Source organism: Psychrobacter piscatorii (genome assembly GCF_001444505.1).
Classification (GTDB): Bacteria; Pseudomonadota; Gammaproteobacteria; order Pseudomonadales; family Moraxellaceae; genus Psychrobacter; species Psychrobacter piscatorii_B.
Genome location: NZ_LNDJ01000073.1, coordinates 13,647 through 29,140, shown reverse-complemented (window position 1 = coordinate 29,140; position 15,494 = coordinate 13,647). Strand labels below are relative to the sequence as shown.

The 15,494-nt window shown below is 45.1% G+C and carries 13 protein-coding genes; 7 read left to right on the top strand and 6 right to left on the bottom strand.

Annotated features, from left to right (window positions below; translation table 11 throughout):
• Positions 1-85: 85 nt before the first annotated feature.
• Together AS194_RS07750 and AS194_RS07745 are read right to left on the bottom strand one after the other, a co-directional pair.
• Positions 86-880, bottom strand: coding sequence for a TrmH family RNA methyltransferase (locus AS194_RS07750; protein WP_058024935.1), 795 nt, complete (start codon positions 878-880; stop codon positions 86-88).
• 105 nt (positions 881-985) lie between these two features.
• Positions 986-1,969: a class 1 fructose-bisphosphatase gene (locus tag AS194_RS07745; protein ID WP_058024934.1), complete on the bottom strand. Its 984-nt coding sequence runs from the start codon at positions 1,967-1,969 to the stop codon at positions 986-988.
• Between the two features lie 385 nt (positions 1,970-2,354).
• Between AS194_RS07745 and AS194_RS07740 the strand changes: the two genes are divergently transcribed.
• Genes AS194_RS07740 through AS194_RS07730 form a run of 3 tightly spaced genes read left to right on the top strand, consistent with a single transcriptional unit; the run spans position 2,355 to position 5,239 of the window.
• Complete coding sequence (locus AS194_RS07740; protein ID WP_058024933.1) at positions 2,355-3,428, top strand: aspartate carbamoyltransferase catalytic subunit; 1,074 nt, start codon at positions 2,355-2,357, stop codon at positions 3,426-3,428.
• Between the two features lie 58 nt (positions 3,429-3,486).
• A complete protein-coding gene (locus tag AS194_RS07735) occupies positions 3,487-4,698 on the top strand; it encodes a dihydroorotase (RefSeq protein WP_200960345.1) in 1,212 nt (403 codons plus the stop codon).
• A 55-nt stretch (positions 4,699-4,753) separates the two neighbouring features.
• Positions 4,754-5,239, top strand: coding sequence for a DUF2127 domain-containing protein (locus tag AS194_RS07730; RefSeq protein WP_227511608.1), 486 nt, complete (start codon positions 4,754-4,756; stop codon positions 5,237-5,239).
• Between the two features lie 88 nt (positions 5,240-5,327).
• On the opposite strand, the gene AS194_RS07725 is transcribed toward AS194_RS07730, so the two are convergent.
• The 3 genes from AS194_RS07725 to AS194_RS07715 form a co-directional block, all read right to left on the bottom strand.
• Entirely contained in the window at positions 5,328-6,602 is a 1,275-nt protein-coding gene (locus AS194_RS07725) for a cation:proton antiporter (protein ID WP_058024931.1), read from the bottom strand.
• A gap of 138 nt (positions 6,603-6,740) precedes the next feature.
• Entirely contained in the window at positions 6,741-8,372 is a 1,632-nt protein-coding gene (locus AS194_RS07720; RefSeq protein ID WP_058024930.1) for a DUF2254 domain-containing protein, read from the bottom strand.
• Between the two features lie 399 nt (positions 8,373-8,771).
• On the bottom strand, positions 8,772-10,343 hold the full coding sequence (locus tag AS194_RS07715; protein ID WP_058024929.1) for a YihY/virulence factor BrkB family protein: 1,572 nt from the start codon (positions 10,341-10,343) through the stop codon (positions 8,772-8,774).
• Between the two features lie 288 nt (positions 10,344-10,631).
• Between AS194_RS07715 and wrbA the strand changes: the two genes are divergently transcribed.
• Positions 10,632-11,249 (top strand): NAD(P)H:quinone oxidoreductase, encoded by a 618-nt coding sequence (wrbA, locus tag AS194_RS07710; protein WP_058024928.1) that lies wholly within the window; start codon positions 10,632-10,634, stop codon positions 11,247-11,249.
• A 125-nt stretch (positions 11,250-11,374) separates the two neighbouring features.
• The gene (locus AS194_RS07705; protein ID WP_058024927.1) at positions 11,375-11,827 is read left to right on the top strand and encodes a hypothetical protein; all 453 of its coding nucleotides are present in this window, start codon (positions 11,375-11,377) and stop codon (positions 11,825-11,827) included.
• A 139-nt stretch (positions 11,828-11,966) separates the two neighbouring features.
• On the opposite strand, the gene AS194_RS07700 is transcribed toward AS194_RS07705, so the two are convergent.
• The gene (locus tag AS194_RS07700) at positions 11,967-12,722 is read right to left on the bottom strand and encodes a DUF3108 domain-containing protein (protein ID WP_058024939.1); all 756 of its coding nucleotides are present in this window, start codon (positions 12,720-12,722) and stop codon (positions 11,967-11,969) included.
• Between the two features lie 457 nt (positions 12,723-13,179).
• Between AS194_RS07700 and groES the strand changes: the two genes are divergently transcribed.
• Entirely contained in the window at positions 13,180-13,470 is a 291-nt protein-coding gene (gene groES / locus AS194_RS07695) for a co-chaperone GroES (RefSeq protein WP_058024926.1), read from the top strand.
• A 123-nt stretch (positions 13,471-13,593) separates the two neighbouring features.
• Positions 13,594-15,243 carry a chaperonin GroEL gene (groL, locus tag AS194_RS07690; protein ID WP_058024925.1) on the top strand — a complete coding sequence of 550 codons (1,650 nt, stop codon included), beginning with the start codon at positions 13,594-13,596 and terminating at the stop codon, positions 15,241-15,243.
• Positions 15,244-15,494 lie beyond the last annotated feature (251 nt).

Here is a 15,494-nt window from a genome sequence, read left to right as displayed (position 1 = left end):
TGTCCAACTTATGGGGGTCGGTTCAATGATAGTGGGTTTTTTTATGCTTTACAGAAAGAATTTTAATTGTAGTTATAAATGGACGCTAACAGTACTGTCTCTGACGCAAGGTCTCATACAGACATAAAGACCCTGCAATCGCGACATTTAAGCTCTCTTGACCATTTGGCTGTGGTAAGGCTATCGGCGTGGCACATTGCATCAGCTCGTCGCTAACGCCTTGACCTTCATGACCCATAATCCAAGCGACAGGTGCCGATAGATTGTGATCATAAATCAAAGTATCGGTATGTGAGCTGGTCGCCAACAGTGGAACTTTTACGTGATCTAGAATATCTTGCGTACTCAAGCCTTCATAAATAGTCAGCGCAAACTGTGCACCCATGCCTGCTCGTAGCGTCTTGGGAGACCAAGCTTGCGCGGTAGCACTGGTACATAAGATGTTGCGAATACCAACCGCTGCTGCTGTGCGCAGTAGCGTACCAACATTCCCGCTGTCTTGTACATCATTCAAGACTAAGCAGTCCTCATCAATCATTGATAAGTTAGGCGTTGGTACGTTGATGATAGCCATGATATCGATACCAGTACCTAAGCTACGAATACTCTCGTACAGTGAATTGGATAAAATAAGAATAGGCGTATAAGTCGGCAGACGAGTGAGTATTTGCTGAACTTCAGGATGACTACGTGCTGATTCAGACAGTATTATTTGAACAAATGGATAGTCACTACGCAGTGCAGCATCTATCAAATGGACGCCTTCTATGACTGTCTGACCGTTCTTTTTACGCTGGCGTGCTTGTGCCAATAGGGCTTTTACAAGCTTGACGGTGGTGTTCTTATCTGAGGTAATCAGCTCGGTGGGATTTAATACCATAGTGGATCGCTTAGAGAAGAGTAAAGGAGTCGTTTAGATAGCCAGCAAAATATCTATGATTAATTTAGCATTCTGCTGGCTGTTCTTAACAAGTGCGTCAATCAATTATTTTTCAGAATAATTGACGTGTAAGTCTTTCACGTAATTGACTTCGTTTTTGCTACCGAGCACCACAGGAACACGCTGATGGATATCAGTCGGTTCGATATCTAAGATACGATTGACAGCGTCTGTCGCACCGCCACCCGCGCGTTCAATCAATAAGCTCATTGGATTGGCTTCATACATCAAGCGTAGTTTACCCGCTTTATGAGCGTGTTTGGTATCAAACGGATAAGTGAAGAGACCACCGCGGCATAAGATACGATGGACGTCACCAACCATAGCGGCGACCCAACGCGTATTGAAATCGCGTCCACGTACGCCTGTCTCGCCAGCGATTAACTCATCGATGTACTGTTGCATCGGTGCACGCCAGTAGCGATAATTTGAGCTATTGATCGCATATTCGCTCGTATCGGCATCGATTTGCACGTTGTCTTCTATTAGCACATAGTCTTCAGTTTCTGGATCTAGGCTAAACATCACGACCTTATCTGCGATGGTCAACGCCAGTACCGTAGAGGTGCCATATAACAAGTACCCTGCTGCTAGCTGTTTGTTACCTGCCTGTAGATAGTCGCTGTTTTCACTGGTTTGACCTTGACGCTCATACGGTAGAACAGAAAAAATCGTACCTACTGCCATATTGATATCAATATTTGATGAGCCATCTAGTGGGTCAAACAAAACCAATAGACTGCCATCGTCATTAGCAGGGGTGGCATCATCAAGCTCTTCTGATGCAACGCCGGCACAATGGGTATTCTTTGCCAATGCATCTAGCAGTAAGTCATTGGCCAGTACGTCTAGTTTTTTCTGATCTTCGCCTTGGACGTTTTGATTGCCAGCCTCGCCTAAAATATCTGCCAGAGCACCTTTTCTAAGTAGTTGTGAGATGGTTTTACCAACATTAGTGACCGTGGTAATTACGTCGTTGAGTGCAGGACTAGAGGCATGTTGGTTTAGATAATCTGCTAAGGTCGTCATAAAGCTTCCTAATAGAGGGTATGGAAAGTAAAAAATGGATGGTCTTAGAGTCAGGTCATAGGCGGCATTTGGCACACCTTAAATGGATGAATTTTTAAATAGCTTATACGGTATCTTTGTCCTGACCACAAAATCGGCTACACTATATCTATTGTTATTCATTTATAGATTTGTCAGAATTATTCTCTATGAGAATATAGCATGTCTATTTACGCTTTCTGATTGTCTGCTGAGGCGGTTTTTGGTCGAATTTGATTACGGTAAATTGTAGCAAATAAGCGTCAAAATGTCCTCGTGTCTGTGCCTATCGGTGCTAAATGATTGAACAAAGATGAATAAGCGATTACGACAGACTCATATAAACCCACAATAAAGACTCGTCATTATGTCAAATTCTCTCGATAGTAGCGCTACCCAACCAGTCTCACCGACTGATTATGCAAAATTTGATCCCAATACAATTCATCAAAGACTCAATACCTCACTGAGTCGTCCGCAGCTCAACATCGATGGCAGTATCAGGCATTTCTTGGGTGTTGAAGGTCTTAATAAAGCACAGCTCAAAGCTATTATCGCAAAAGCAGAGACTTTCTTTGATGAAAACGGGCAGCTCATCAATCGTCCTGAGTTAGATGGCTATACGGTCATGAATTTGTTCTTTGAACCATCGACTCGTACCCGGACGACTTTTGAAGTAGCAGAAAAACGCTTGGGTGCTAATGTACTCAATATCGATATCGAACGCTCTAGTACCAAAAAAGGCGAGAGTCTACGCGATACCTTGTGGAATCTACAGGCGATGACCGCAGATATTTTTGTAGTTCGACATTCAGCATCAGGTGCCGCGCATTTTATGGCGACAGAGGTCACTCCTGATATTGCTATCATCAATGGCGGGGATGGCTGGCATGCGCATCCTACTCAGGGAATGCTCGACATGTTGACTATTCACCGTGAGGCACCGCGCCCATTTGAAGAGCTGTCTATCGCAATCGTTGGTGATATTAAGCACTCACGCGTCGCCCGTTCTGATATTAGCGCCTTGCAAACCCTAGGTGTGACAGATATTCGTGTGTGTGCGCCGCGTACTTTATTGCCGAAAGGTATTGAGCGTTTTGGCGTAAAAGTATATGAAAATATGGATGAGTGTGTCACTGATTGTGATGTGATTATGGGATTAAGAATACAAAATGAGCGTATCGGTTCGCCGCTATTGGCATCGTCAAGTGAATACTATAAGCATTATGGGATCACGCCAGAGCGAGTGGCATTGGCCAAGCCTGATGCGCTAGTTATGCATCCAGGGCCGATGAACCGCGGTGTTGAGATTGCCTCTAGTGTGGCTGATGGCGCGCAATCGGTGATCTTAAAGCAGGTAAATAACGGTATTGCCATACGAATGGCGGTCTTGTCGCTTGCGATGGAAGGTCAACGTGCTCATCAAGCGGCTGGCAAGTAACAGCTTGCCGCGCGACTTATTCTTATTTATTTCATTTTATTGATACGGTAATAACGTTATGTCTACCATGCTTAATACGGATGCACCCATCTTTGACCATTTACCAAAAGCATTTAAAGATGCATTGCCGCAAACTGTAACAGAAAAACTGTCTACACTCGATTCTGGCCGTGAGATGTGGTTACTACCACCATTAGTAGATCTATGCGCGCGCTTGCGTGAGCCGGGCCAACAGCAACACGGTACGCTGGAATCAGAAGGTAGGGCAGCTCGTGGTAACGGGTTCTTGCATGTAGTCACGCCACCTGACACCAATCCTATTTTAGAAAATGGCTCACTCTTAAAGGGCTTGCGTGAGCGCGCCTTGAGTGATGGCGGTATTTACTTGCATATTTTGGGCGCATTGACCACAGGGTTAGAGGGCGAACGACCGTCTAATATTGCAGGGCTTAAAAAGGGCGGCTGTATCGCAGTATCCAATGCGCGTAGACCTTTTCGCAATGACTTAGTATTGCTAAGAACACTAGAGTACGCGGCGACTTTTGGTATGAAAGTATTCTTTTATCCTGATGAGCCAAGTCTGTCTGGAGATGGCGTGGCGCATGAGGGTTATATCGCCTCTTATCATGGTTTACAAGGGATTCCTTGGATTGCGGAAACGGTTGCACTGTCTACGCAGCTGTTAATGGTTGAAGAGACGGGGATAGCCGCTCACTTCAGCCAGCTGTCTTGCAAGTCTTCGATTGAGCTGATGCGCTGGGCAAAAGATAAAGGCTTGCCTGTTACGTGTGATGTGGCGATGCATCAGCTGTATTTAACTGATGACAATCTTGAAGGCTTTAATGCTCAGGCATATGTCTTGCCACCGCTACGTAGTAATACCGACCAGCAGGCAATCCGCCGTGGCTTAAAAGATGGCACTATCGATGCCATTTGTAGTCATCATGAACCATTAAACAGTACGGCGAAAAAAGCGCCATTTGCTGAGAGTACGCCAGGTATCTCGAATTTTGATACTTTTATGGCGCTGGCCTGTCAGCTGGTCAATGATGAGGTACTAACACTCTCAGAGCTGGTTGATAAAATCTGTCTTAATCCGGCAAAGATTGCGGGTATTAATGAGCAGTATGAAGCGATCGGCGGCGCGGTATTGGTTGACCCGAATCTTGAGTGGCAAGTGACTGCGCAATCTATGCTATCGAATGGTAAAAACACACCATTTTTTAATCAGCAGTTGCAAGGACGTGTTGTGGAGACGTTCTTTGGCTAATTTGCCCCGACAGGATGATAGTCTACCGCTATCCTCGAAGGATAAAGGGGGTGAAATGATTGACCCTCTAGAAAAAACGCACAGCACAGCCAGTGAGTCTATCAAAGCAGTGGCCATCTATGAAGTCGTCAAAGGTGTGGGGGCATTATTAGGTGCAGGTGCATTGTGGTCGTGGCATACCGATCTTGAGCATTGGCTGACGACCGCGACTGGCTCTTGGCGCCATACCTTTGGCCACCTACTTGCACCGCAAATCGACAGTGTAGTAAGTATTGCCCAACAGGCCAGCAAAAACTGGCCAGTGTTTTTATTGTTGATATTTGCTTATGCCAGTTTGCGCTTCCTAGAAGCCTATGGATTATGGCGCGATAAGACATGGGCGTATTGGTTTGGTGTGCTGGGCTATGGTGTCTTTATTCCTATAGAGGTTTATTATCTGATAACCAGTCCATTTGATTGGTTTAAACTGGGAATATTGGTTTCTAATCTGCTTATTATTATCGTGGTTTATCGTAATATGAAAACAAAGGGTTTGATATAACCATTGAAACTGCTCAAAAAAGCCAGCCAAAGCCAGCCTAAGACATCATGTCTCAGGCTGGCTTTTTTATACGTGCTGTATTTGTGGTTTATGCCTCTGTTATTTTTTTATCCTTACGAATGCTCTTGGCGACTCTGCCAACACTGAGGCCCTGTACCAAGATAGAAAATATCACTACCGCATAAGTGAGTGCCAATAAAATATCGCGCTCGGTACCGATGGGTAGCTGTAATACTAAAGCGACTGAGATACCGCCGCGCAATCCACCCCATGTTAGTACTTTCCATGCACCAGTGGGCAAATCAAGCTGGCGATGAAAGGTCTTGGTCGTCATCCCAACCACGATAAAACGAGCTACTAGAGCAATAACAATAGTTAGACCACCTGCAATAAATAAATTGCCTGAATAAGCAATCATCACTACTTCTAGACCGATAAGGACGAATAAAATAGCATTTAAGATTTCATCAATCAGCTCCCAAAACAGATCAATGTAATGACGCGTCTGATCACTCATCGCAAGCGCCCGCCCGCGGTTACCAACCATCAGTCCCATCATGACCATAGCGAGCGGCCCTGACAAATGCCAATGGCTGGCAAGCGCATAGCCACCGATAACGCCTGCTAGTGTCAATAGTACCTCCTCTTGATAACTATCGATGCTCTTGAGTAGATAGTACAAAATTGCACCCAATACCAAACCAAATATCACACCGCCGCCAGCTTCGACCGCCAATGTATGCGCCACATAGTTAATGGTTGGAATATCGCCACTAGATAAAATCCCCAGTAGGAGAACAAAAATCACGACGCCGATACCGTCGTTAAACAATGACTCACCAGCGATGACAGTCTCAATGCTTTTTGGCGCGCCTGCTGATGCAAGAATTCCCATGACGGCAATGGGATCCGTAGGGGAGATGAGTGCGCCAAAAAGTAGGCACCAAAGAAACGGCAGTCCAAAACCGAATATAGGCAGCATAAAGTAAATCGCGGTGGCAATGAGCATGGCTGATACGATAGTACCGAGTCCAGCTAGGATACCGATAGGCAGTTTATAGCGTCTCAAATCACCAATATTGACATGCAAGGCACCTGCAAATAGCAACATCGAGAGCATACCGTCCAATAGCACCTCGGTAAAATCTAGCTGCTCTAGTAAGCTCACTTCATAATCAATCAGCTGATCAAACCCCAAAAATCCTAAAAATATCGCACCGATAGATAGGACAATGGAGATGACCATGACTCCAATGGTCGTGGGCAGACCGATAAAGCGATGATTGACATAGGTCAGCAAGGCCGTAATCGATAAAAATATGGCGCTGATTTCAAGTATGGTTAGGCTGGTTGCAGATGCCATAAAGCAGATCTCGTATGAATATAAAATTAACCCTAAGCCTATGACTTATGAGAGTTACGTAAAGATTTTGAGCTATAAATATTGAAATGATAGGGACTGTGTATTACCAATACGCTATGCGATCCAATTGTCATATTACTAACTCGACTGTGACTGTAGTGCTTGACGGAAATTGGCAGCAAATTCGCTGACATAATTAAAATGTTGATGCTGTGCGTCTTCATCAAGAATAAACTGCTTGGCTTGCTCACACATAGCGACAAGGTCATCGATAAGCTCTTGGTAGCTTAGGTTTTCTTCTCCTGCGCGCTCAATTAGCTGTAGCTCATGCAGCAAGGTCTGCTGCTGTGCTTGATTGATACAGGCATAGTTGAGATTGACCATCGCTTGACACAGCGCCTTTAGGACCATGGCATCAGCTGCAGCATAGCGCCGAATCTCTCCAAGTGAGGTATTGATGAATTCTGATATTTTGGGCGTATAAGTCACCAGGGCCAAGATAGCCACGCGCTGCTGCGCCACCACTTGTTTTGGTGTGGCGGTATACGGCGGTTTGTCACGGTGCTCGGCAGGTACATAAAAATGATAGGGGCTAGGCGGCTGACGACGCATCATAATGCTCAGGCAACTGGTGAGCGATTGTACGCAGTTGACGGCTGTTTTTGGGTCATTGATACCAGGTGAGAGGGCGCGCACCGCAATCTCGGTCATCTGCCCCAGACTATAGGCGATATCATTGGAGTGTGCCAGTCGCTGCTCGATACGAATACAACCGGCAAAGCGCTGCCAAAACATACCATCAGGGGCACGTGGCACCACGGCCAACTGCGGCGTTGCGGTTTTTTGCCGATTATTGGGATGGTCTGTCGGACGTTGATAAAAATGCCCAATGACGTTTTTGTCAGTGACATAATCACCGAGGTTACTCTGTAGATGCACCACACCGCCATACTCTTGAGTCAGGATGATTAATGACTCCAAATAAATGTGCTGCAGGTAGCCGGATTGCGGAGGATAAATCGGCGTTGCCTGCCACTGGTGAAACTGCTCGACATCGTGCTGCTCGACATCGCGCTGATGCTGAATATCACAATAATCACCATACCAGTAGTGAATATTATTAATGGCATCGTTGCTGGCGTTTTGAATGACGTGCGAGGCCTGAATAGAGTGGACCATATGCTGGACAAAATAGACCAATAACAGCGCACAGATGATCGCCATGATAATCCCAAAGGTCACCGCCAGTTGCGGTACGCCAAAGGCCACATCATACTTATGAATCGACTTGAGTACCAACAAGCTATAGCTAAAGGTGCCAATAAACGCTCCTAAGACAAACTGGTTTGGTGTGTCTGTCAAAAAGTTGCGTAATAGCCGTGGGCCAAACTGGGAGGAGGCCATCGAAAGGACGGCGATAGTAATTGAGAACGTCGTACCAGCAACGCCCAATACAGCGCCAGCAATAGCGGTCATGATAGCGCGCGCCGCATCGTCATCACCCGTAAAAGCAAAAGAGATCTCTCGAACGGTCTCGCGGTCAAAGTGCTGATCGACAGTCACCAATAAAGGCGCCAGCAAAATCCCTGCAATCACACAAGCAGTTGGAATAAACCAATAAGAGCCGATCAACTCCTGCCACAAGTTTCTTAAACGATCGGGCAGGTCAGCCAATGTCTGTAACGACCAAAGCTGCGAAAACGCCTTCATTCTCTGCACTGAAAATAAGAGTAGTCGCTTAAAAAAGCCATTTTCAGGGTGTTTGTCCAATGTTCGCGCTCCAAAAATGACTGACGAGATCGTATATAGTGAATCTATTTTAAAACAGGTACCGTCCTACAGGGATTCATTGTCCTTGCTTGCTGCGTCTACGCACTATAGCCGGTTCAAAATAAAATGGTGATAAATTTAAGCGTAACGCTGGAGTAATTTTTTGACTATTTATTACCTTATCATATAAATAATAACGATGAAAAATTTAGTAAAAATAAGCCCCTATTATATAGTTAGCTGAATGTAAAACTGTTATGGATTTAAACGCGCCACTGGTATAAATTTTACTTGCGTGCTGCGTTCCCAGAGGCTGCGCAACCTACGTTTAAAGATAGCATCCCAGTAGCGCTATGACATTTTTAGAGTGTATCGACTATAGGAGCTTATTTTAGCAAACTAATTTTTATTGCTAGAGCCGTGTTTAGGGTTGTCCGCTTCGGTGATGATTGTGCTTTTGTGTCCCCATCTGCTGGTTTGTGGAGACGGCGGCGTTTTTGGGTCTATAGGAATGATGATTTCATTATCATGCGCATCACACTCAACCTTACTGTCCTTGTCATAAGCGGCTGGATCAAAGTGCGGGGTCGCTGTTGTATCAGTTGACTGTTGAGCTAAGCTGTTAGGAGCGGCTTGCGATGTTTTTCTAAATTCAGGTTTTTTAAATAAAGGGTGTTGGGTGTTTTTATTCGTGCCTTTGTCATCAGGGTTTTTGCGCGGTTCGGCGTTGGTAAAGATAACATTCAACGGCAAGTCTAGCTGCTGCTTGGCATAGGCTTCCGTATGCTCAAAACGATCTACCAGTAAGCTGAGCCATGGCTTTTGCTCTTCTACTCTCATCTCATCGAGCTCGTCTTTGATCGGCAAAGGATAGGGCAGAGTGCGATAAAAATCCCACAATGTCATCTTGCTCAAGTCTTTTTTGAGTACATAGTCCTCATCTTCGGTCATAGTGATGAGGTTGCTGTCTTGGAGGTAGTTGATATAGGTGTACCATTTGGGTAGCTCTTTGCGGCCCAACACATTGCGCAGCGCTTGTTCGCTGACGGCCTCACCTTTTAAATGATGGGTATATACCAAGTTCAGCATGTCCAGCAAGCTAAGTAGGGGATGGCGCGGGTAGACTTCTTCGGTCTCAAAAATGGTTAAGGTATAGCTGATCTCAACGCCTAACAAAATCAAATTCCAAGACAGGTATATCCATAACAAAAAGATAGGAAGCGCGGCAAAGGCTCCGTAAATGGCCTCATAGCTGGTAAAGTTTGCCATCACTGTGCCAAACAGATGCTTCATCAGCTCAAAGATAATCGTCACAAAGACCCCAGCGATGGCTGCATTTTTTGCGGGCACACGGGCTTTGGGAATAAACCAATACATCCCTATAAAGCCGGCCATGGTGATACCAACCGACACCACTTGTACCCAAAACCCCCAATCAATACCGTAGCCTGCTATTTGGCGATTTAAAAAACTCAAGCTTTGTACCGTGCTTGAAGCGATAAACGCCGTACCCAGCACCATAGGCCCCAAGGTCACAATCGTCCAATAGCGCAGCAGACTCTTTATACCACCTGAGCGGCTCTCCACCCGCCAGATTTGATTAAAGGCACGCTCAATGGTGGTCAAGGTCATGATGGTGGTAAAAAATAGCACCATGGCGCCGATGATGGTTAGATTGGAGGATTTTTCGGCGAAGTCATTGATATACTCACTGACTTGCATGCTCGATTGCGGCAACAAGTTGCTATAAATGACCTCGTATATCTGCGCTCTGACGGATGCCAGTGCTGGTACCGAAGATAAAATCATCAATAATACTGTTAGCACAGGCACAATCGACAGCATAGTCGTGTAGGTTAGCGATGCTGCTTTTTGCTGACAGTTGTCTTCAAAAAAATGTCGAACCAAAAATCGCAAGAATTGAAACCAGCGTTGTTGTAGAAATGGCAGTTTTTGTGAGAATTTTTCCATGTCGACCAGTTAGCAAAAGTAAGAGTGACAATAGTGTAACAAACATGCGCTGCTCACATCTGCGGTTTAATTGTGTCAAAATGCACAGCGGCTATTTGATAAGGCATCAGGTAGGCGTGGCTGGAGTAAGTGGTCGTAAAATAGTCGTCAGCTGGTTTGCATGTCGGTGAATGACTGGGGCATAATGAGCACATCATCGCATCGCCTATCGCGGGCGATATCGTTATTGATCGATAAATAATGATATATAGATAATACTATCAATGATTTTATGAGGAAGGACGGTTAATGAGTCAGGCCAACCCTTACGTTTTGGTGCTTTATTATTCAAATTATGGCACGACAAAGACATTAGCATACGCCATCGCTCAAGGGATCGAAGATGCTGGCATGACCGCACGTATTCGTACTGTCCCAACGGTGGCCCCTGAAACCACATCGAGCAAGCCTGCGATACCTGATGAAGGTGACTTGTATTGTACGATGGACGATCTCAAAGACTGTAGCGGTCTTGCACTGGGTAGCCCGACGCACTTTGGCAATATGGCCGCGCCCATGAAGTATTTTTGGGACAATACCGTCACCCTGTGGCTAGCAGGGAACTTACAAAATAAGCCCGCCTCGGTATTTACAGCGACAGGCTCTATGCATGGTGGACAAGAAACCACACTACTGACGATGATGTTACCATTGATGCATCACGGGATGGTCATCGTGGGTGTGCCTTATGCTGAACCTGCATTAAATCGGACGCATCGCGGCGGGACGCCTTATGGTGCCAGTCATGTAAGCGGTGCATTACATGACCAGCCAGTCTCTGATGATGAGCGCGAGCTCGGTATCGCTCAAGGTCGCCGCTTGGCAATCACCGCTACTGCTTTAGCACAAGCAAACTGGGACCGCTAAGCCATTCATAGATAACGGATGCTATCGCTCGAACGATATACCTCACCACTTTTGCACTTACATATTGATAATGACGTGCTGATAGCTGAATATCAGGCTAATCATTTAGGAAACACAGATCTCTAATGGCTAAAAACTGCTCCGATAGTAAATCCTCCAAAGCTATTAAGCCGATTGCGCCTATAGCCAAGCGCTTGACGGTCACGTGGCTGATTTGGCTCGTTTATAGATTGCTTGGACTGCCTATTTTTATTAGCATCTTTAACCCAAGTAGCCCAGACATCATCGGCGGAATCGCTTGGCAAGCGTTATGGTTGGTGCCAGCGTTTATATTGACACCGTGGATATTACGTGGACGCTCGCCTTATGCGTTATTGGTCGGTAGTATGTTTACTCTAGTATATTTGGGCGCAAGTGGCGTGGTGCTGTTTACGCGCGCGTATGGCAGCAGCTGGGCGGAAATAGCGGTATATCTGATTGATTTTGTATTGTTGTTTGCCATCAACGTTTGGTTGTTTATTTTACTAAAACGCTTGCCGTCGATGAATAATGTTGTTAAAACCCCACGTTCTCGCTAGTATTTTATAGTATGAAAGAAACGGTTTATATCGATAGCTTCTACTCTTAAACTTCAAACATAAAAAAGCGGCGTTCCAAATAGGACGCCGCTTTTTTATTGCAGTATTACTTTTCAACGCTTCTGTTTACATACTTGGATTAGTTAACCTTGGTCAATTCCAAATCCATCTTCTTACCATCATTGATCTGACTAACCTTGATGGGTAAGTAGTCTAGACTTGGTGCCAACCAAAAACTGGTAGAGCGACTGTCGTCGTCATGAATACGGTCAACACGGACAGTATCAAAGGTACCGGCTGGAACGGTAATTTTGGTGCTGCCAGATTTTTTAAATGGGGTCTTTTCGATTTTGTCTTTTTTTGCCATGTAGTAATTGCCAGTGAACTTACCATTTAACAGATCTTGACGAATTTGCACCTCAAGACTCAAATCATCAAAAGCTTGCTGCGGCATACTCAGCGTCGTGGTCTTGCCTTTATAGTTGCTGGTCACCTTTTTGCTATTTGGGTTAAAGTTTAGTTTGTGGGTACGACCCAATCCTAATAGCTTATAAGTGGTGCTGGCTTGGGTTGGAATGACATTATTACCATTGAGGGTAAACGTACTGTTTTGCGAGGCACTAGCTACCCCGGCGACGCGAGCCTTAACGTTGTATTTCCAAGTATTGCCGGACTTGTTTAACGTACGAGTCGCGGTTCCTTTGTATTTGTCTTCAACGGTAAAACTATAGTTGGCCGTTGATGGCTGAACAGTCTTTGCGCTGGCAAGTGTGGGTGCGGTCATACTCAAGGCTCCAATGGTAGAAATACTGATACCTGTGATTAAGGCAGATAAAAACTTAGATGGACTGCGTTTCGTATTATTAGAAGCGTTGGGCAGTGATTTATTATGCATTGATAAAAAACTCATAAATACCTCTTAGTAATTAATAAGATGCTGATATAGCAGCATCTATCGTCATTCTTATTATGTTCACAACGCTTATAATGGTCATACTCTGTTACATTTTCAAGAGTAACAATCGACTGGCACGTGTGACGATTGTAGCGAATGTTGCTATGACATCTGATACGACCATCGAGGGTAACGTGCTGTAAAGCCAGCAATAGAGGGTAAATAAAACGTATGGCCTCTATTAAGTCTCATCTCTATCAAATTCTGTCAGAATAATCTTGTAAATTTTTGGGCTTTACACTTGAAGCCAACCTATCTTGCCCCCACTTTTTGTTACAAGCTCAAAGCGTATCTTTAGATTGCTATGATTGAATGGCGACTCTTATAGATACTGGTATTGAGACTATTAATTCAAATAAACCCTTTATTCAAACAACCAATTTTTGGAGTCATATCGATGAACATTCGTCCTTTACATGACCGTATCGTCGTCCGCCGCATAGAAGAAGAGACAAAAACTGCTGGTGGTATTTTATTGCCGGGTTCTGCTCAAGAGAAACCTTCACAAGGTGAAGTCATTGCTGTTGGTAATGGCCAAGTTCGTGACAATGGCGAAACTCGTGCGTTAGATGTAAAAGCTGGCGACAAAGTTTTGTTCGGTCAATATGCTGGTCAAACCGTGAAGGTTGACGGTGAAGAACTATTGATTATGAAAGAGTCTGATGTACTAGGTGTGCTAGAAGGCTAGTCCTCTTGAGTATCGTTTTATACTCAGCACATCTTGACCACAGGTTCTGATAACCGCTTTTGATAAGCAACTATCAAATCATTCAATTGTATTCTCATACTTATAATAATGGAGTAATTTACCATGGCAAAAGACGTAAAATTCGGCATAGATGCCCGTAAACAAATGATGGACGGCGTCAACGTTCTAGCAAACGCAGTACGTGTCACCCTAGGCCCTAAAGGCCGCAACGTGGTTATCGATAAATCTTTTGGCGCGCCAACCATCACTAAAGATGGTGTATCAGTTGCCAAAGAAATCGAGCTTGAAAACAAATTTGAAAACATGGGTGCTCAGCTCGTTCGTGAAGTTGCTAGCCGTACCAATGATGTCGCTGGTGATGGTACAACGACTGCGACCGTATTGGCTCAGTCAATCTTACAAGAAGGCATGAAGTCAGTGGCCGCTGGCATGAACCCAATGGATCTTAAGCGCGGTATCGACAAAGCCGTTCGCGCAGCTGTGCAAGAAATCCATAACCTATCAACGCCAGCTGATGATGAAAAAGCCATCGCACAAGTAGGTTCTATCTCTGCAAACTCAGACACCAAAATCGGTGAATTGATCTCGCAAGCGATGCAAAAAGTGGGTAAGCAAGGCGTTATCACCGTTGAAGAAGGTTCAAGCTTCGAAGATACCCTAGAAGTTGTCGAAGGTATGCAGTTTGACCGTGGTTATATCAGCCCGTACTTTGCCAACAAGCAAGACAGCTTGACTGCTGAATTTGAAAACCCATATATCCTATTGGTTGACAAAAAAATCAGCAACATCCGTGAGATCGTGCCATTACTTGAGCAAGTCATGCAGCAAAGCAAACCATTGCTAATCATCGCTGAAGACGTAGAAAACGAAGCATTGGCAACTCTAGTTGTAAACAACATGCGTGGCGGCTTAAAAACTTGTGCCGTTAAAGCACCAGGTTTTGGCGATCGTCGTAAAGCCATGCTAGAAGACATCGCAACGCTAACGGGCGGCACAGTAATCTCTGAAGAGATTGGTCTGAGCCTAGAGACGGCGACCCTTGAGCAATTGGGTACTGCGAAAAAAGTCACTGTTGGTAAAGAAAACACCGTGATCGTTGATGGCGCTGGTAACAAAGCTGACATCGAAAACCGTGTTGAGTCTATCAACCGTCAGATCGCAGAGTCTACTTCTGATTACGATAAAGAAAAGCTACAAGAGCGTGTTGCGAAACTGGCAGGCGGCGTAGCAGTAATCAAAGTTGGCGCAGCGACTGAAACTGAAATGAAAGAGAAGAAAGACCGTGTTGACGATGCGCTACATGCCACTCGTGCAGCGGTAGAAGAAGGTGTCGTACCTGGTGGTGGTGTTGCATTAGTTCGTGCGATGAATGCACTGTCTGAGCTCAAAGGCGACAACGACGACCAAGACGCAGGTATCAACATTCTACGCCGCGCGATGGAAGCACCGTTACGTCAAATCGTTACCAACGCTGGCGAAGAAGCATCAGTGGTTGTTAACGCAGTGAAAAACGGCACGGGTAACTACGGTTACAATGCGGCATCTGGTGAGTACGGCGATATGCTTGAGATGGGTATCCTTGATCCAGCCAAAGTATCACGCTCAGCACTAGAGAACGCTGCCTCTGTTGCTGGTCTCATGCTAACGACTGAAGCCATGATTACCGACCTACCAGAAAAAGATGATGGTATGGCTGGCATGGGCGGTGCTGGTGGAATGGGCGGTATGGGTGGAATGGGCGGCATGATGTAATTTATGCCTCGACTGAATTTGTACGACGTTGTTAACCTCGTTTGATGTACTATAAGTACAATCTTTGCTCGGTTGCCTAGTCGTACTGCTTCAGTCAACCCATATAATACTTTTCACTATAAATATAACTACCGTAGTAAAAGTGTTTTAATTACCAAAAGCCCTGCTATCAAAGATAGCAGGGCTTTTTTATGCTCGATAATAAAGTTATGTAATAATTCAACTTCACTAGCTATTTATATTAATCTTAA